Origin of the sequence: Kitasatospora sp. NPDC059747 (genome assembly GCF_042732955.1) — a bacterium.
GTDB lineage: Bacteria > Actinomycetota > Actinomycetes > Streptomycetales > Streptomycetaceae > Kitasatospora.
Map to the genome: position 1 here is coordinate 1,359 of NZ_JBHWGV010000150.1, position 17,863 is coordinate 19,221.

The window sequence follows — 17,863 nt, forward strand, 5'->3', positions numbered from 1 at the left end:
GCGTGGGGGGGGGGCGGTGGGGGGGGGGGGTGGGGGGGCCGCGGCCGCTCCCCCCGCGGGGGGCCCCCCCCCGGGGGGGCCCCGTCGTGGCCTCCGGATCACTCAGCCGTCGCGGGACGCCCCGGCACCATCTCCGTCAGGAAGTAGAGGAGCGCCACCAGCGGGAAGGCGATGCCGCACCATGCGATGCCCGTCCAACCGTACGTCGCGTACACCACGCTGGCCACGGCCGACCCGACCGCACCTCCACAGAAGAAGATCGCCATGTAGAGGCCGTTCAGCCGACTGCGGATCTCCGCCCCCAGCGCGAAGATCGAACGCTGCCCCAGCACCAGGTTGCACGAGATCCCGACGTCGAGCAGGAGCGCCGCGACGAACAGGACCGCGACAACGTGTCCGCCACTCGCGAACACCAGGAGGAAACAGGCCACGACGGTCAGGATCGCAAAGGCCGTCGCAGGCTTCGTCAGACCACGGTCGGCCACCCGGCCCGCGATCGGCGCGACGAAGGCTCCTGCCACCGCCGCCAGGGAGAACAGGGCGATGTCGACCTGGCTCAGTCCGCACTCCGGGCTCGCCAGGATCAGCGGCACGGCGGTCCAGAACAGACTGAACGCCCCGAACAGCAAGGCGTGGTAGAACGCCCGTCGCCGCAGGATCGGCGTGCGGACGAGCAGCTGACCCATCGACCGCAGCAACACCAGGTAGTGGACGGACGTGCTCGGCTTCCGTTCCGGAAGGACCGAGCGCAAGGTCACGGCAAGCACCAGCATCAGTCCGGCGGAGATGGCGAACACCGCACGCCAGCCGAGCAGGTCGGTCGTCATACTGGAAATGGGCCGTGCGAGCAGGATTCCCATCAGCAGGCCGCTCATGACGTTGCCGACGACCTGCCCACGGGTTTCGTCCGGGGCGAGGTGTGCCGCGAAGGGCACCAGCATCTGCACCACGACCGAACTCAGACCGATGACCAGCGAAGTGGCAAGGAACACAGCGGCGTTCGATGCGACGGCCCCACCCAGGAGCGCCGCCATGCAGGCCACCAGGGTGACCGTGATCAGGCGGCGGTTCTCGAAGATGTCGCCCAACGGAACCAGCACGATGAGGCCGACGCCGTAGCCGATCTGGGTGAGGGTCACGACAAGGCTGTAGGCACTCGCGCTCAGACCCACGTCGGGGCCGATCAGACCCACCACGGGCTGCGCGTAATAGATGTTGGCCGCGACCGCGCCGCAGGCCAGGGCGATCAGGAAGGTCAGCCCGCGCGAGATGCTCGGGTTCGACGTTCGGCTGGTTGCGCTCTCAGTTTTCATCGTTCTCTCGATACATAGGGACTCGACGTTTACACGGCACGTGCCTGGATGACCGAAAACTCCGGACGGGCGGACAGTACCTGCGGAGCGGAGAAGCCCGCCGCTTTCAGAAGTCTCTCGAAGTCGTCCAGTGTGCGCTCACGCCCTCCATGCAATACCAGCATTTGCAGATCCAGCACAAGGTCGAGCGGATCGCACTCCTGCGGCGCCTCCTGCAGCACGCGGTCCACGACAACGAGCCGGGCGCCGGCATCCATCGCCTTGCGGCAGTTGCGAAGAATGGACTCCGCCTTCTCGTCCGGCCAGTCGTGAAGAATCCACGACAGGACGTAGACGTCTCCTCCCGGCGGCACCTCGTCGAAGAAACTACCCTCCTGCGTGCTGAGTCGATCGTTTCCGGAGGCCCCGGGCCCGGCCGAAATCACGCTGGCCTGGTCGTACACCACCGCGTGCGCGTCCGGGTTCCGCTCGAGAATCGCCCGCGCCAGGCTGCCGGTTCCCCCACCGACGTCGATCACCCGTTCACCCGGAGCCACGGTGAGCACATCGGCGATCGCCGCATAGCGCCCCGGATAACCGCTTGCCATGTAACGCTGATAGAGCGCTTCCTCTTCAGGACTTCCGTTCATGTACGAGAAGAAGTCCTGATCATTGACATGCGAGAACGCTTCCTCGCCGGTGACGACGCAATGACCCAGCGCCCCCCAGGACCGCCAGATGCCCGGCATCGCCCAGAATCGTGCAGCCCAGTGGAGCGAGGGGCCGGCCGTCGTGGTCCTCAGCAGGCGCGAGGCCTCGTTGTGGCGGATTCCGCCGTCCGCCTCGACCTCGAATATGCCATGGGACGACAGTGCTCGGGCAAGCCGAGTCAGGACGTCCGCATCGACCTTCAGTCGCTCGGACAGAGAAGTCAGCGAAGTTCCGTCGCCGGCCACCGCATCGGGCAGTCCGACTTCGCAGGCCGCGGCGATCATCTGCGTGACCGCCATGCCGCGAATCAGTTCCTGCATCCTCCGGATGCTGTCGGCCGCCGGTGCCTCGACCTCGGCATCTTCGCGCACAGAGGGCTCCTCCGGGAAGGACGTCTGGACAGTCATACGCACCTCTTCTACTCGTTCATCGCCATGCCTGGACAAGCCACTGAGGCCCACTCGTCGCCAGGGCGAATCAGCCCATCCCGATCGTCTGCTCTTCCGAACCCAGCCCGAGAATCTCGCGCAGGGCAGCGTGCAGCGAGTCCTCGGCCGCAGTGGAATCCGCCTTGCGCCAGGCGACGAATGCATCCGGCCGCACCAGCAGACAGCCGTCCTCCGGCACCTCCGAGACATCCGCCCAATCGCCGTAGAGATCCTGCACGGCATGGCCGGGGCCGATCACATGCGCAGCAATCTCGATGTTCAACTTGTCCGAAAGGCGCTTGGCGACATCGAACCAAATCTGCCCGTTCAGCCCCGTCAGCAAGGTGAATTTCCCCTTGCCCACCACGTCCAGGCTCGAAACCTGCGTACCCTGCCGGTTGAGCCACGCATGCGGCAGGCGCGCGCCGGGCCGACTGGACGCCTGGTAGTAGAGTTCGGGATCGCGCAGCCATGCGGGCTCCGCCGTGCCGTCCGGGCGGACCGCGTCGGATTCATAGCGCTGATTGAGTTCGACGCCTTGCGTGGCGAACTCATAGGATTTGAGCTCGATGGCCTCACGCAGCATTTTGCGTTGTGCGGCGCCCGCCGCGGAGGCCTCCTTCAGGACGGACATGTTGGCGCGCATCCGGTCCGCGTCCAGGTTCGCGTCCAGTCCGAGTGCGGAGAAGATTCCGCCGAACTCCTCGATGCTCTTGTTCGCACGTTCGACGATCTGCTTGCCGATCGGCGCGCGTTCCTGGTCGTACGTACGCAGCAGCCGGTCCGAAGCCTGCCCCTTCAGAACCATGGCCATCTTCCACGTCAGATTGTAGGCGTCCTGAATCGACGTGTTCGAGCCCAGGCCGTTGGACGGCGGATGACGGTGCACCGCATCGCCCATACAGAACACCCGCCCCTGGGAGTACTTCGTGGCGTACATCTGATTCACGGTCCACGTCGAGACCGAGCGTATGGTGATGTCCACCGAGTCGTCGCCGATCAGTTGACGGGCGATGCCGACCGCGTCGATTTCGGAGACATCGGGCTCGCCCGCGCTCATGTCGTAGCCCCACACGATCTGCCACTCGTTCCACGGCCTGACCATGCGAAGCAGGCCCATGCCGATGCCCCCGACATTGGCCCCCGGCTGCATGATCCACCAGAGATAGCCGGGACGGTGTGCCACGAGGTGGGAGAGGTCCGCCTGCAAAATGATGCTGATGCTGCCGGCGAGCCCCATGCCGCCTTCCATGGGGAGGCCGATCTGCTCCGCCACGAGACTGTTGCCGCCGTCCGCCCCGATCAGGTACTTGGCCCGGATCTGGTAGGGCTCGCCCTTCAATCTGTCCAGGACGTGCGCGGTGACACCGTGCTCGTCCTGCTCGAGCCGCAGGAATTGCGTGTCGAATCGCACGTGACTGCCGCGCTCGGCGGCATTGGACAACAGGATGGGTTCGAGCAGGTTCTGCGGCAGGTCGCAGTGTTCGGCGGGGCTGGCCGACGCGTAGTCGCTCTGCCGTTGCGGTCTGTTGGCGCCGTAGGGCAGTCGACCCAGTTCATCGCCTACCAGGCTGGTGCAGAAGACGACATTGCCCATCACCTCTTTGGGCGAGGCCTTGGCAAGAATTTCGTCTGCCACGTCCAGGTCTCGGAAGATCTCCATCGTGCGCTGGTTCTTGTAATGCGCACGCGGACTGTCGGCAAGCCAGCGGTGCTTCGTGATCACGAGGTTGTCGATGCCGAGAGTGCTCAGCATCAGTGCTGCGGATGACCCCGCCGGACCGCTCCCGACGATCAGGACCTCAGTGTCGTACACGTGGAATGTCCCCCGAATTCATGATCAACCGTTTCATGTGACGGTGAGGCTGCTGGACCGCCGGCGCGGTACCAGATCAATGGTCATCGCGTCATGGCCGAAGACCCAGGCCGGGTCTTCGGGCTCCTTGAGCCACGAGTTCTCGGCCGACACGGCTTGGATCCGACCGGTACGCTGCCTGCGATTCTCGGCGTAACGTCGGAACGCTTCCTCGATCTCGTCCTCGGCTTCGAGACAGCGCAGCAGCAGCACGCCGTCCTCGATGGCCATGGCCGCCCCTTGGGCCATGTGCGGCCTCATGGGATGACAGGCGTCGCCCAGGAGCGCGATTCGCCCTCGGCCCCATTCCTGCAACGGCGGACGCTCGAAGAGCGGCCACTTGCTCAAGGATTCGGCCGCGTTCAGCAGACCGAGGACTTCATCGCAAGAGCCGGTGAAGGCCTCCAGCATCTCGTCCTTGTCGCCGTCGACCCAGGACTGCGGATGCGTCCACGCATCGGCCGCCATGCCGGCGACGAAGTAGTAGTCGTCGCTCTGGGAATCGATCGGGTAGCCGATGACAAAGCTGTCGTCAGCCCACCACTTGGTGATGCACCGCCTGTCGACAGGGATTCGAGTGCCTGCGGGCACTATCGCCCGGTACGCGATCTGGCCGGAAAAACTGGGACGCTCAGCGCCGTACATCACTTCACGGACCTGAGAACCCAGACCATCGGCACCGATGACGCAGGAGGCTTCGGCGGTGCTTCCATCGGCAAAGCGCATCCGCACCGCCTCACCGCAGTCATCGACCCCGACCAGTCGCTTGCCGTACCGCACGCTGCCAGGCCGCAGGGCATTGATCAGTTCTCGGTGGAGAACGCCGCGGCCGACGGTGAGATAGGGAGCTCCGTACCGCTCCTCCGCCCGGTCACCGAGCGGCAGCGCGCACCTGACGGAATTCGACACCAGGTTCCGGCTGGTGAATGATTCGGGCCGGCATCCGGACCTGACGAGTGCGGCACCGATCCCCATGTGGCCCAAGATGCGCATCACATTGGGAGTCAGATGGATCCCGGCGCCGGCGGGCTCGAACTTCTGCGCCTGCTCGAATACCGTCACGGAATGGCCGGCCTGCTGCAGCAACGCCGCGGTCGCGGCTCCGCCCAATCCGCCGCCAACAATGGCGATGGAATCCTTTCTACCGATTCCCATGGGGCTCTCGACCCTTCATGCGATTTCTCCCGGACTCGACGGCGTGAAACTACGCCTGGGCCTCGATCTCATCGTGGATCAGGTTCAGCAGCGTCGCGCGCCGGTCGCTCGGCAGCCACGCGGGCCGGTCTTCGACGACGTCCTTGACGAAATCCCAGAAGTCGGCACTCTGATTAATGCCGTAGTTGCGGGCCATCGAGACAAGGCGAATGCGGGACAGAAAATCCGGCTCCGTGAGCTCTTCCTTGCTGGTCACGACCTTGCCCGCGTTCATGAAATACGGGAGTATCGAGCTCTCGGGCGTGTCCGGCGACCAGACCAGCCACATCTCCTGGTTCACGCCGCTGGTGTTGACGAAACCGTGCACGTAGTTGCGCGGAACGTAGAGCAGCTCCTTCGGGCGCATCGGCAGCATGGTGACCGTTTCCTTGTCGGCACCATCGCCCGGCGTGATGTCCAGGTCGGGGAACTCGTTGGGCCCCATGAAGATGCTGAATCCGCCGTTCGGCGCATAGAACCATTCATCGGTGCGGTGATGGATGTGCGGCGGCGGGCCGACGTGCGGCGGTACGGTCAGTTTGGAGAACAGGTACTTGCCGCCGTTGCTCTCGCCGGTCTGCACGAAGTTGAAGACCTCGCCGGCCGGGCCGAGCACCAACGGCTTCTCCGGGCCGGGCTTGACCTCCGGGAACTCGAACACCTCGTAATCTACGCTCACCATGTTTCCTTTCTTCTCAGGAAGTGCCGGATTTCACATGCCGTCGTAGCATCACGGGCTCGTAGTCGCTGCCCTGGTTGCCGGATTCATCGCCGCCGACGTGACGTCGCGCAACGCGGTCATGCCGTGCCGTGCCAGCGGCGCAGGAGGCAGCGCCTTGTAATGATCGTTGAATATCTCGAGTGAAATCGGGCCGTCGTAGCCGTTGGCCAGCACGGGCGCCAGGAACGCGGCTACGTCGAAATCCCCCTCGCCCGGCAGACAGCGGTGGTGCCGGCTCCAGGACTTCACATCCAGGTCCATCCGGGGAGCGTCCGACACCTGTATCAGCGTGATGCGATCGGCGGGCACGTCGGCCAGGTCCTCGAAAGGGTCGTCCAGGGCAAGAGTGTGAAAGCTGTCCAGCACCAGACCGATGTTGCCGGCACCGGAACGCTCGATCATTCTCCAGGCCTGGCGGAACGTGTTGACGCGTATGCCCCAGGACAGGGCTTCGTAGCCGATCGAAAACCCTCTGGCCGCGGCCCGTTCGCCCAAGCGCGCCAGGTCATCGGCGACGGCACCGTCGTCGAGGTCCGAAACGTCGGTGACGTTACTGCACAGGAGCAGCGTGCTCGTCCTCAGCTGCTCCATGCGGTCGAAGATCCGCTCGATCCGGTCCAGCTTGGGCACCAGCTGGTCCCTGGGGCCGCCTTCGAAGTCCCTGAGCGGCTGATAGTTCAGGATTTTCAGGCCGAGATCGTCCGCCATGGCCCGGGCGGCGGACACCGAGGATCCTTGCAGGTCCCATTCCATTAATTCGAAACCGGAAAAGCCGGCGTCGGCGATTGCCTTGATTTTGTCCGGCAGGGCGCCACCTAAGGTGACGGTGGCAATACCGTAGTCCAACTTCGCTTCCCCCTTGATAGCGGAATGACACGTCACAGTGCAGGTCGATAACTGCTTCTGCCGTCGCGTGGAGCATTGAGGGTCATCCGGGTGCAGCCGTCCTCGGCAGCGAAGCGGAAGGCCAAGGGCGTCCATGGAACGCACGGCGCAGCTGATGGGAAGCTGCCCGAGGCCGTGGCCTTGAGTAAGACATTCGTGACGGTCCCGGTGCGGGCTGCGGGTGGGCCCCGGGGGCGGCGACGTCAGATCCCCCCAACGCCGATGCATCGCAAAGTTAATTCACCCAGGTGGCCGGCGCAAGGCATGACTCGGTCAAGATCCGCTGGTGTCTGGATTGTCGGTGATACCCAGGAGTGGGAGTGCTCAGTCGGGGTTGTCGCGGATCGGTCGGGTGGTTTGGGCGATGTTGTCGGCTCCGGGGGTTGGTGGGCCAAGGTGTGTCGACTGACGCTTCGTCAGTAATGTCGGCGCGGGCACGGACAGCACGTCCGTCGACGCGGTGGCCGGCGGGGGTTCTCGAACAGGTCGCGGCAGTGCCAACTGCGTGACGGCCGAGCAGATCTGACCGACTGTCGGCCGACGGGACGGAGTGGCTGGCCAGAGCCCGTGGGACTTGCACCGCCACACGGCGGGAAGTTAGGCTGCGGCCGAACCTTCTCGCGGCTTGCTGCGGGAACTTGCTTGGGCCGTCACGAACGGACTTGCTCTGCTCCGACGGGAGTTCTGATCCCTCGGAGCCGCTGGGCGCGTTGTCGTCACCCGACACCGCTCTTAGCGCGCCACCTCGTCGTACTTCCCGGACTCACGGTCCGGGAACTGCCGGGTGCTGCGCGCTGCCCTTCGAATCAGCCTTGCGAACGGGCGTCATTCCCCTCAGCACAACTCGGGTCAGCAGGCACGCCCAGCATTCGAGCCAAGTCAACAGGAACGAGCAGATGACCGAACAGATGACAGGTGCTCAAGCTCTGGTCAGGGCTTTGGAGCACGCCGGAGTCGACACCGTGTTCGGATTTCCGGGCGGCCAGATCCTGCCCGCCTACGATGCGCTCTACGATTCGAGCAAGATCCGCCACGTACTGGTGCGGCACGAGCAGGGCGCCGGACACGCGGCGGAGGGGTACGCCCAGGCGACCGGCAAGGTCGGTGTCTGCATGGCCACCTCCGGGCCGGGCGCCACCAACCTGGTCACCCCGATCGCCGACGCGTACATGGACTCCATCCCGATGGTGGCCATCACCGGCCAGGTGTCGAGCAGCATGATCGGCACGGACGCCTTCCAGGAAGCCGACATCTGCGGCATCACCCTTCCGATCACCAAGCACAACTTCCTGGTGACCGACGCCGACGACATCCCGCGCGCCATCGCGGACGCCTTCCACATCGCCTCCACGGGCCGGCCCGGTCCGGTACTGGTCGACATCTCCAAGGACGCGTTGCAGGCCCGCACCGAATTCCACTGGGAACCGACGACGCAGCTGCCGGGCTACCGGCCGGTCACCCGGCCGCACGCCAAGCAGATCCAGGAAGCGGCCAGGCTGATCTCCGAGGCCGAGTGCCCGGTGCTGTACGTCGGCGGCGGCGTGCACAAGGCCGGCGCCTCGGCGGAACTGCTCAGCCTGGCGGAGCTGACCGGCATTCCGGTCGTCACCACGCTGATGGCCAGGGGCACCTTCCCCGACGACCACCCGCTCCACATGGGGATGCCAGGCATGCACGGCAGCGTCCCGGCGGTGGGCGCACTGCAGAAGTCGGACCTGCTCATCGCCCTGGGCGTGCGGTTCGACGACCGGGTCACCGGGCAGCTGGCGTCGTTCGCACCGCGGGCCAAGGTCATCCACGCGGACATCGACCCGGCGGAGATCTCCAAGAACCGGGTGGCGGACGTGCCGATCGTGGGTGACTGCAAGGAGGTCATCGGCGCCCTCGTCCACGCGATCGACCGCCCCGGTGACTACGTCAAGTGGCGCGCGCTGCTCGACGGGCTGAAGGAGACCTACCCGCTGGGGTACGAGGACTTCGCGGACGGCTCGCTGGCTCCGCAGTACGTCCTGGAGAGGCTCGGCTCCCTCGTCGGGCCGGACGCCCTCTACGTGGCCGGCGTCGGCCAGCACCAGATGTGGGCGTCCCAGTTCATCGGCTTCGAGAAGCCCGGCTCCTTCATCACCTCCGGCGGCCTGGGCACGATGGGTTTCGCCGTGCCCGCCGCGATGGGCGCCAAGATGGGCCGGCCGGACACCGTGGTCTGGGCGATCGACGGGGACGGCTGCTTCCAGATGACCAATCAGGAGCTGGCCACCTGCACGGTCGAAGGTGTGCCGATCAAGGTCGCGGTCATCAACAACGGCAACCTCGGCATGATCCGCCAGTGGCAGGGGCTGTTCTACGGCGAGCGGTACTCCAACAGCGATCTGCAGACGGCCCAGCGCGTCCCCGACTTCGTGAAGCTCGGGGAGGCCTACGGCTGCGTCAGTCTGCGGTGCACCCGGCCCGAGGACGTGGACGACACGATCGCCAAGGCGATGGAGATCAACGACGTGCCGGTGGTCATCGACTTCGTGGTCCACGAGGACGCGATGGTCTGGCCCTTCGTCCCCTCCGGGACCAGCAACGACGACATCATGATCGCCCGGGACATGACTCCGAAGTGGGAGAGTGACAACTCATGAGCAAGCACACGTTGTCGGTCCTCGTCGAGGACAAGCCCAGCGCGCTCACCCGGATCACCGCCCTCTTCAGCCGGCGCGGCTTCAACATCGACTCCCTCGCCGTCGTCCCGGCCGAGGAGCGCGGCTTCTCCCGGGTCACCCTCGTGGTCAACGCGGACGACACGGCACTGGAGCAGGTGACCAAGCAGCTCGACAAGCTCATCAACGTGCTGAGCGTCACGGAGGTCGACCGTGCGCAGCTGGAGGCCGTGTACGCATCAGTGACGAACTGAGCCACGCCGGGGACGTAGCACTCACCCCGTCGAAAACTGCCTTCCGCGCCCTGCCTTCCCACGGGCGCGGAAGGCAGCGGCATGACCGGAGACAGGCGCTGTGGGGAGTGCCTGGGCGCTCCCCGGTACCGAAGTGGCTGCGATCAGGCGTGGGTGGTGTCAAGGGTCCGCGACCGAGACACTCTCTTGTCGAGCGCGTGCGTGAGCCGGCGGGGACTGGGCATCCAGTTCTCCAGTGGTGCCGTCGTCCCGGTCGGGGGACGGCCGCAATCCTGAGCGACGGAGGCCATGATGGGGTTCTACGGCGAGCAGGTCGTCCCGCGGATCATCAACGTCCTCTGCGGGATGAAGGAGGCCGAAGAGCTGCGACGCCGGGTCTGCGAGGGGCTGGAGGGCGAGGTCCTGGAGATCGGGTTCGGCTCCGGGCTCAACGTTCCCTTCTACCCGGCGGCGGTCACCAGGGTGGACGCGGTCGAGCCGTCCGACGTCGGCTGGAAGCTGGCGGGCAAGCGGCTCGCGGCGACGACCGTCCCCGTGCAGCGAGCGGGACTGGACGGCCAGTCGCTGCCCTTCGCGGACCACACCCACGACGCCGCGCTGTCGACCTGGACGCTCTGCACCATCCCGGACGCCGACACCGCCCTGCGCGAGGTGCGGCGCGTGCTGAAGCCCGGAGGGACCCTGCACTTCGTCGAGCACGGACGGGCCCCCGACGAGAAGGTCGTGCGCTGGCAGCAACGTCTCGAACCCCTGCAGGAGCGGCTCTTCGACGGATGCCATCTGACCCGGCCGATCGTCGACATGCTCACCGGCGCCGGCTTCACCATCACCAGCCTCGACGTCTTCTACGAGAAGGGCGGCCCGAAGTCCATCGGCGCCGACTCCCTCGGGACCGCCGTGGCTGCCTAGCGTCATTCCCCGGAGACAACGGGCTCGAACGGCCGCGCCACCCCGACGACTACGAGGGAAGTGGCAGTCCGGCTGGCGAAGGTGGTCCCGGACTTCCAACTCGGGACGTTCGAAGACCGGCACCACTTCGGCCCGCCCCACCGATTCGAACCCCAACGCCTGGCGGAGTCGCTGCGCGCCGCGTGGGATCGCGCCGAACAAGGCCGCGAGGTTTGAGCCCCGGTGTCGGCATGGTCGTGCTTCTCCGGGGCGAGGGCCTCGGTGGACGGCCTACGTGTGGTTGAGGATGGTGCAGATGGCGCTCTCCGTGCAGGCGGCCGGATCGGTGTCTGCTGCACGCTCGGCCAGCTCGCGCAGCGCCGCACGGGTCTTGCGCAACTCCGCCAGGCGGTGCTCGATGTCGGCGAGGTGCTGCTGGATGAGGCCGGCGACGTGGGTGCAGGGCGCATCGCCGCCGTCGCGCAGCTCCAGGATCGAGCGGATCTCGGCGAGGGTGAGCCCGGCGGCCTGGGCCTGGCGGATGAAGCCGAGCCGGTCCGCGGCCCGGGGCGGGTAGTCCCGGTATCCGCCCTGGGTGCGGGGAGGGTCGGGCAACAGCCCGGCCTGCTCGTAGAAGCGGATGGTCTTGGCCGTCAGGCCGCTGCCGGCCGCGAGGTCGCCGATGCGCATGCCTCCAGCCTACGTCTTGACCTTCCAGTGCAGTGGAAGGTCTAGCCTCGGCAGCAGGACGCGTGAGCTGGGAGGACGGCGCGATGCGAATCCGGGTACTGACGGTTCCCGACTGCCCGAACGCGCCCGTGGTCGAGCGGCGGCTGACGGCCGCGCTCGGCGAGCGGGAGGCAGCGGTGGAGTTCGTCGAGGTCACCGACACCGCGCAAGCGGAACGATGGGGGATGACCGGCTCGCCCACCGTGCTGCTGGACGGGGTGGACCCCTTCGCCGTGTCCGGTGCGCCCGCGAGTGTGTCCTGCCGCCTGTACCGCGACGCCGAAGGCCGCATAGCCGGCGCCCCGAGCGTCGCCGACCTGCGGCGGGCCCTGGAGGACGCCGGGCAGCCCGTCGCCCCGGTGACGGAAACGGCTGCGGTGGAGGACGTCGACGTACTGGATCCGACCGGCCGTGCCGGGCGCGGGAGACTGGCCCCGACGTAGGGCGGCCTGCGCGCCGTCCAGCAGGCAGTGCGCGCGCGTCCTCAGCCCGGCTGCCCGCGAGATCGAGATCCTCGACGTGATCGCCGTCCGCGCACCTGCCGACACCAGGACCCAGCTCCTGGCCGCGACACGGACCTTCGAACAGGCATCCCGCTCCCACGTTCGCGCCGAACACGCCGACAACCGCGCCCTTCGGTACGCGGCCCGGCAGATGCTCTCCAGCAGCTACACCACCAACCGCAGCGCCGCGACCCGGCTGCGCTGCCGGAGGGCGATTCACCAACCTCCGCATCCAGAGTGCCACTGGACAAAGGGGATCACCTGATTCTTCGTCAACATAACCTGCCCATCGGAGTGTCGAAAGCTTTGGGCCAACCGGAGAAAGGGAGGCGGACGTGGCCATTGACGGCAGACCCGGCCACCCGGATCCTCTCCCCTACGGCCCGGCCACCGGCCCCGGCCGCACCGACGATCCGGGGGTGGTCACCGATGACGAACCAGTTGGCGGACGAGCGGATGCCGACATCACTCAAGTGGGTGGTAGCGGGGGTCTGGCTGCACGCCGTCATCAACGTCGCCGCTGGGATCTTCCTACTCGCACTGATTCACGGCCGGCACGGTGACGGTCTCGTCCTGGTGACGTTCATCGCCTTCCTCTCGATCCTGATCGGCGTCCTGCTCGGCACCTGCGCGGCCCTGGCGCCGGGTGGGGCCCGGTGGACCCGGAAGACCGTGCTGGTGATCGAGTGGCTCACGATCGTCGCCGGCGTGAGACAGCTCTTCTCCGGCTCGATCATCTCGCTGGCCGGCATGGCGATCGCGGGCATCATCGTCCTGGCGTACAGCTCCGCCGAGGGCAAGGAGTGGTTCACGGTCTGAAGGGCCGATCGTCATCACCGGCTGCTGAGCGCGATCCCTCGCTCGCCATGAAGCGCCCCCCGTCCGCTCGCTGCCCGGGTGAGCGTGGGGCCCACCTGGCGCGGGCCCCGGTCGGCCGATGGCCGGGCGCGGAGATATCAGGTGTAGGGGTTGTGGCGGCTGTAGCGGCTGTAGCGGTGCAGCAGATGGCGGGCGTCGGCTTCGTTGAGACCAAGGGCAGCGGCGATCTGTACGGTGCTGTTGTCGTTCCAGGCATTGCGGGCGGGCCAGAGGGCGACGTCCCCGGCGGTAATCTCCAGCTTGCGGGCCGCGCGTACGGCCGCCAGCGGTTGGGTGTGCCCCAGTTTCTCGATCTCCTCTCCCAGCCGGCTCAGCAGGTCGGTGATCGTCTCGGGCAGAGGCACCGCGGACGCCTCCACCTCGACAAGGTGCATGTCCCACCAGTCGCTCTCGCAGTGGATCGCCACGTTGACGCGCGCGCGGCCCAGTTTCGGGTCATCGGTCTCGTCCCATTCCAGCAGGCGCTCAGGGCCCGTCCACCCACAGGAGCACACCCCGCGCAGCGCGTGCGCCCGCGGCGCACGGAGAGTCCCGTCGTAGACGCTCCAGTGCGAAACGGAGTGCGCTGCCCCACTGCTACTCGTGTCGTAGATGACTGGGCGCGGAACGGTGCCGTCGGCCAGGAGCACTCCGACCTCACCCGTATGCAGGGCGCCGAACTCGTCCGTCGACCACGTCTCCCGCTCACTCATGGCATTCCTCCAACGACCTTCTGCCCCGCCCTCTTCGGGGACGGGGAACGAGGATCCCGCAGTCCCCGGTCGTACGCCACCGAAACCCCGAAAACTCACCCGGGCCGCGCTGAAGTGCGTCTGCATGGCACTCGGCCCGACCGGGGCCGGCCGCGCGATGGACGACCCCCTCGAAGGCAACCCCGAACGCCTTCGAACCCGCCTTCGGCGGCCCGCTCTCCACCGCGCACCGGTGATACGAGCCGGCCTGAGGTACTCCGTTGGCTGACACGCTCGGGCATCGCCCTGACCGCCCGACAGTGCCGCCGGGATGGCTTCGCTCCCACGTGGTTACAGCGCAACCAGATCGTGCGTTGTCGCTGATATTCGGGGTCCGCTGGATCCACCTGGCCACCGAGGAGAAGCCGTGTCCGAGCAGTTCATGAGCGTCAGGCAGACTGCCGAGTATCCGAACATGTCCGTTGCGTGGGTGTATCGCGAGGCGCAGCGTGTGGGGCTGGTTCCTTATCGGTTCGGTGCCGGTCCGAACGCGAAGTTGCAGTTCAAGGTGTCCGAGGTTCAGGCCTGGGTGCGACAGCAGCGGCTATCCGGAGGGTAGGTCCATGGCGGCGGCGAGGGGTGTGCCCGTGAGGGCTGACCCCTCGCGCGTTTTCCGCAGCCAGGGCCTTCGCGGCGGGTCGCATACGGGTGGCCCGCCCCGGCGCCTCCGCTCAGCTGCCGGTGAGGGTGTGCCAGGCGCCGTAGCCGCCGAGGAGGTCGGAGACGTCGGTGTGTCCGTGGTGGCGCAGCAGGCTGGCGGCGATGGAGGAGCGGTGGCCGCTGGCGCAGTGGATGACGAGGGGGTGGTCGGTGGGGATCTCGTCGAGGCGGCTTGGGAGTTCGGCCAGGGGGATGTGCAGGGATCCTTCGATGAATCCCGTTTCGCGTTCGCCGCAGGTGCGGACGTCCAGGACGGTGGGGGGCTGTTCGTCGGCGAGGGCGGAGCAGAGTTGGTCGGCGGTGAGGCGGCTGGCGGGGGTGAGGTCGTCGGCGAGGGCGGTCAGGGCGGTGGCGGGGTTGCGCAGGTAGCCGGCGATGTGGTCGAAGCCGATGCGGGCGAGGCGGGTGACGACTTCGTCCTCGCGGTCTTGGGGGGCGATGATCGCAAGGTCGCGGTCGGGGGTGAGGACGGTGCCGGCCTGTTCGGCGAAGCGGCCGTCGAGGGGGACGTTGATGGCGCCGCGCAGGTGTCCGGCGCCGAAGTCCTGGGGGCTGCGGGCGTCGAGGACGACAGCGCCCGCGCTGCGGGCCTCCCTGAAGCCTTCGGGGCACAGGGGGCGGGCGGGGTTAGTGCGGTCGAGCAGCGGGTGGTCCTGCCGGTTGAGGGCTGCGTCGTGGCCGAAGTAGGCGGGGGCCGCGGACTGGCCGGCGGTGACGATGCGGACGAAGGCGTCCTGGTCCATGGACTGGCAGGCGTAGTTGGTCAGGCGCTGCGCGCCGATGGTGGACTGCTTCTCGCTGGAGAGGTTCTTGCCGCAGGCGGAGCCGGCGCCGTGGGCGGGGAAGACCCGGACGTCGTCGGGCAGGGCCATGAGCTTGCGGTGGACTGAGTCGTAGAGCATGGCGCCGAGATCCTCCGCCGTGACCCCGACGGAGGCGAGCAGGTCGGGCCGGCCGACGTCGCCGATGAACAGGGCGTCACCGGTGAGCACGCCGTACGGGACGGCGTCGTCGGCGTGCTCGTAGACGAGGACGCTGATCGACTCGGGGGTGTGTCCGGGGGTCTCCATGATCTGGAGGGTGACGTCGCCCAGCGTGATCCGCTCGCCGTCGGCGAGGTGGCGGATGGCGTACTCGGTCTCGGCCCGGCGCCCGTAGCCGATCCACGCGCCGGTGCGGTCGGCCAGCTCCAGGTGGCCGGCCAGGAAGTCGGCGTGGAAGTGGGTGTTGATCACCGCCTCGACGGTGAAGCCGCGGGCCTCGGCGTCGGCGACGTACTCGTCGACGTCCCGGCGCGGGTCGACGACGACGGCACGGCCGGTGCCCTCGTCGGCGATCAGGTACGAGGCCTGCGAGAGACAGTCGAGGTAGAACTGAGCGAAGTACACGGGCACCTCCTGGGCGGCGCGACAGTGGCGCCGCGAGACGATCTCGATACCCCCCTCGGTATGTCTACCAGCATAGGGCCGCCATGGCCGAATACCAGGCGGGGTATCGCCGAACGGTTTCGATAATACCCCCGGGGGTACTATGGTGAGCCGCAGGGGGGATCCGGCCGCCGTCGCCGAGAGCCGTACGGGGCCGTCGACACAGTCACCCACCTCTGGAGAAGCCCATGCCCGCACAGCCGCCCGCCCCCGGGCAGACCACCGCCGCGGATGCCCACGACCTCGCCCGCAGCGCCGGGGCCGTCCTGCTCGACGTCCGCGACGCGGCCGAGTACGCCGCGGGCCACGCCCCCGGCGCCGTCCACCTGCCCCTCGTCGCCCTCGCCGCGGGCGCGCCGCTCCCGCCCGTGTTCGAGGGACGGACCGTCCTCGCGATCTGCCGCTCCGGCAACCGCTCCCAGCGGGCCGCCGAGCTGCTCACCGCGCGCGGGGCCACCGTCCTGAACGTCACCGGCGGCATGACCGCGTGGGCGCACGCGGGCCTGCCCGTGACCACGCCGGGTGGTGACGCGGGACTCGTCATATGACCACCCTGATCCTCGCCCTCGCCGCCGGCGCAGTCGTCGGCCTCGCGCTCGGCGGCCTGGGTGGCGGCGGCAGCATGCTGGCCGTGCCCGCGCTGGTCTACCTGCTCGGCTTCAGCCCGGCCCGGGCCACCACCGCCAGCCTGCTGATCGTCGCCGCCACCTCACTGACCGGCCTGGTCGCGCACGCCCGGGCCGGCCGGGTGCGCTGGCGCACCGGCGCCCTGTTCGCCGCCGCCGGACTGCCGGCCGCCGCCGCGGCCGGGGCGCTCTCCGCGCACGTGCCGTCCGCGCTGCTCACCGCCGCCTTCGCGGTGCTGGCCGCGCTCGCCGCCTGGCGGATGCTCGCCCCGCGGCGCGACGCCGGGGAGGAGGAGCGCTCCGCCGCCGGTCCGGCCCGCTCGACGGCGGCGGGCGCGGGCCTGGGCGCCGTCACCGGGCTGCTCGGCGTCGGCGGGGGCTTCCTCGCCGTCCCCGCACTGGTGTCCGTGCTCGCCTTCACCATGGCCGAGGCGGTCGGCACCAGCCTGCTGGTGATCACCGCCAACTCCCTGGCCGCCCTCGTCCCCCGGCTCGGTGCCACCGCCGCCATCGACTGGGCCGTCGCCGCCCCCTTCACCGGCGCGGCGATCCTCGGCGCGTGGGACGGCAAGCGGCTCGCCGACCGCCTCAGCGGCCGGACACTCCAGAAGGCCTTCGCCTTCGCGCTGTTGGGCGTCGCAGGCCTCATGCTCGTGACTGCCCTGCACTGAAAGCTCCGCTCCGACCCCCGCACACAACTCCCCCACGCACAACTCCCCCGCACACAACTCCCCCCTTGGAAGGCCCCCATGACCACGCCGCTGACCGTCGAGCAGCTCCGCCCCCGCCTGGAGCAACTCACCCTCATCGACGTCCGCTCCCCCGGCGAGTACGCCGCCGGCCACATCCCCGGCGCGCTCAACATCCCCCTCGACCGCCTCGACGACGCCCTCACCGCCCTGCGCGACGCCGCCGCGCGCGGCGAACTCGCCGTCACCTGCGCGTCCGGCCCGCGCGCGACCACCGCGGTCGAACGCCTGACGGCCGCCGGCATCCCGGCCGTGCCGGTGATCGGCGGCACCGGCGCCTGGGCGAGCGCCGGCCACCGGCTGAACCGGCTGGAGGGAGCCCGCACGGTGTGGGCGATGGACCGTCAAGTCCGGCTGGTGGCAGGCTCGCTGGTCCTCGGCGCCATGCTGACGGACCTGGTCCGCCCGGGCGCCCGCTGGCTCGCGGCGGCGGTCGGCGGCGGGCTGGTGTTCTCGGCCCTGAGCAACACCTGCGCGATGGGCAACCTGCTCGGCCGCCTCCCGCACAACCGTCCCCGCCCGGGCGCCCCGACCCTCGACGACACCCTCGCCGCACTGCGGCGCTGATCCGCGCCAGACGCCCACCCTGACGCCCGCCGCGACGCCCGTCCGGCCCCCGGCGCCTCGGGGCCCCCCCGGGGCGGGGCGCGTTGGCGCGCCGCGCCCGGCCCCCCGGGGCCCGGGGT

17 protein-coding genes and 1 pseudogene are annotated in these 17,863 nt (G+C 68.4%); 9 read left to right on the forward strand and 9 right to left on the reverse strand.

Features of this window, described 5'->3' with window-relative positions; all coding sequences use genetic code 11:
- Positions 1 to 98: 98 nt before the first annotated feature.
- The 6 genes from ACFV4G_RS38550 to ACFV4G_RS38575 form a co-directional block, all read right to left on the reverse strand.
- Positions 99 to 1,313, reverse strand: coding sequence for an MFS transporter (locus ACFV4G_RS38550; RefSeq protein WP_380447394.1), 1,215 nt, complete (start codon positions 1,311 to 1,313; stop codon positions 99 to 101).
- A gap of 29 nt (positions 1,314 to 1,342) precedes the next feature.
- A complete protein-coding gene (locus tag ACFV4G_RS38555; RefSeq protein WP_380447396.1) occupies positions 1,343 to 2,410 on the reverse strand; it encodes a methyltransferase in 1,068 nt (355 codons plus the stop codon).
- A 70-nt stretch (positions 2,411 to 2,480) separates the two neighbouring features.
- Positions 2,481 to 4,247, reverse strand: a complete 1,767-nt coding sequence (locus ACFV4G_RS38560; RefSeq protein WP_380447398.1) for an FAD-dependent oxidoreductase — start codon at positions 4,245 to 4,247, stop codon at positions 2,481 to 2,483.
- A 33-nt stretch (positions 4,248 to 4,280) separates the two neighbouring features.
- Positions 4,281 to 5,441 (reverse strand): FAD-dependent monooxygenase, encoded by a 1,161-nt coding sequence (locus ACFV4G_RS38565; RefSeq protein WP_380447400.1) that lies wholly within the window; start codon positions 5,439 to 5,441, stop codon positions 4,281 to 4,283.
- A gap of 49 nt (positions 5,442 to 5,490) precedes the next feature.
- Positions 5,491 to 6,162 carry a cupin domain-containing protein gene (locus ACFV4G_RS38570; RefSeq protein ID WP_380447402.1) on the reverse strand — a complete coding sequence of 224 codons (672 nt, stop codon included), beginning with the start codon at positions 6,160 to 6,162 and terminating at the stop codon, positions 5,491 to 5,493.
- Between the two features lie 48 nt (positions 6,163 to 6,210).
- Positions 6,211 to 7,047, reverse strand: coding sequence for a sugar phosphate isomerase/epimerase family protein (locus tag ACFV4G_RS38575; RefSeq protein WP_380447404.1), 837 nt, complete (start codon positions 7,045 to 7,047; stop codon positions 6,211 to 6,213).
- Between the two features lie 935 nt (positions 7,048 to 7,982).
- Between ACFV4G_RS38575 and ACFV4G_RS38580 the strand changes: the two genes are divergently transcribed.
- From ACFV4G_RS38580 to ACFV4G_RS38590, 3 genes and pseudogenes are all read left to right on the forward strand, one after another.
- On the forward strand, positions 7,983 to 9,713 hold the full coding sequence (locus ACFV4G_RS38580) for an acetolactate synthase large subunit (RefSeq protein WP_380447406.1): 1,731 nt from the start codon (positions 7,983 to 7,985) through the stop codon (positions 9,711 to 9,713).
- A pseudogene (gene ilvN / locus ACFV4G_RS38585) lies at positions 9,710 to 9,949 on the forward strand (acetolactate synthase small subunit); the annotation flags it as partial. The gene ACFV4G_RS38580 and the pseudogene ilvN, both read left to right, overlap by 4 nt.
- Before the next feature lie 324 nt (positions 9,950 to 10,273).
- The gene (locus tag ACFV4G_RS38590; RefSeq protein ID WP_380447408.1) at positions 10,274 to 10,894 is read left to right on the forward strand and encodes a class I SAM-dependent methyltransferase; all 621 of its coding nucleotides are present in this window, start codon (positions 10,274 to 10,276) and stop codon (positions 10,892 to 10,894) included.
- A gap of 270 nt (positions 10,895 to 11,164) precedes the next feature.
- Here the strand turns inward: ACFV4G_RS38590 and ACFV4G_RS38595 are convergent, their stop codons facing one another.
- Entirely contained in the window at positions 11,165 to 11,563 is a 399-nt protein-coding gene (locus ACFV4G_RS38595) for a heavy metal-responsive transcriptional regulator (protein ID WP_380447410.1), read from the reverse strand.
- 83 nt (positions 11,564 to 11,646) lie between these two features.
- Between ACFV4G_RS38595 and ACFV4G_RS38600 the strand changes: the two genes are divergently transcribed.
- Both ACFV4G_RS38600 and ACFV4G_RS38605 read left to right on the forward strand, forming a co-directional pair.
- The gene (locus ACFV4G_RS38600; protein ID WP_380447412.1) at positions 11,647 to 12,045 is read left to right on the forward strand and encodes a thioredoxin family protein; all 399 of its coding nucleotides are present in this window, start codon (positions 11,647 to 11,649) and stop codon (positions 12,043 to 12,045) included.
- A 489-nt stretch (positions 12,046 to 12,534) separates the two neighbouring features.
- Entirely contained in the window at positions 12,535 to 12,924 is a 390-nt protein-coding gene (locus ACFV4G_RS38605) for a hypothetical protein (RefSeq protein ID WP_380447414.1), read from the forward strand.
- Positions 12,925 to 13,061: 137 nt separating this feature from the next.
- Here the strand turns inward: ACFV4G_RS38605 and ACFV4G_RS38610 are convergent, their stop codons facing one another.
- Positions 13,062 to 13,676: a hypothetical protein gene (locus ACFV4G_RS38610; protein WP_380447416.1), complete on the reverse strand. Its 615-nt coding sequence runs from the start codon at positions 13,674 to 13,676 to the stop codon at positions 13,062 to 13,064.
- Positions 13,677 to 14,082: 406 nt separating this feature from the next.
- Here ACFV4G_RS38610 and ACFV4G_RS38615 point away from each other — a divergent pair, with 406 nt between their 5' ends.
- Complete coding sequence (locus ACFV4G_RS38615) at positions 14,083 to 14,274, forward strand: helix-turn-helix domain-containing protein (RefSeq protein WP_380447418.1); 192 nt, start codon at positions 14,083 to 14,085, stop codon at positions 14,272 to 14,274.
- A gap of 112 nt (positions 14,275 to 14,386) precedes the next feature.
- Here ACFV4G_RS38615 and ACFV4G_RS38620 read toward each other — a convergent pair whose 3' ends face one another.
- Positions 14,387 to 15,763, reverse strand: coding sequence for a rhodanese-like domain-containing protein (locus ACFV4G_RS38620; RefSeq protein ID WP_380447420.1), 1,377 nt, complete (start codon positions 15,761 to 15,763; stop codon positions 14,387 to 14,389).
- 227 nt (positions 15,764 to 15,990) lie between these two features.
- On the opposite strand from ACFV4G_RS38620, the gene ACFV4G_RS38625 reads away from it, so the two are divergent.
- The 3 genes from ACFV4G_RS38625 (at position 15,991) to ACFV4G_RS38635 (ending at position 17,744) form a co-directional block, all read left to right on the forward strand.
- Positions 15,991 to 16,350 carry a rhodanese-like domain-containing protein gene (locus tag ACFV4G_RS38625; protein WP_380447422.1) on the forward strand — a complete coding sequence of 120 codons (360 nt, stop codon included), beginning with the start codon at positions 15,991 to 15,993 and terminating at the stop codon, positions 16,348 to 16,350.
- A complete protein-coding gene (locus tag ACFV4G_RS38630; RefSeq protein WP_380447424.1) occupies positions 16,347 to 17,099 on the forward strand; it encodes a sulfite exporter TauE/SafE family protein in 753 nt (250 codons plus the stop codon). Before ACFV4G_RS38625 ends, ACFV4G_RS38630 begins: the two co-directional genes overlap by 4 nt.
- Before the next feature lie 78 nt (positions 17,100 to 17,177).
- Entirely contained in the window at positions 17,178 to 17,744 is a 567-nt protein-coding gene (locus ACFV4G_RS38635; RefSeq protein ID WP_380447426.1) for a rhodanese-like domain-containing protein, read from the forward strand.
- The last annotated feature ends 119 nt before the right edge of the window (positions 17,745 to 17,863 follow it).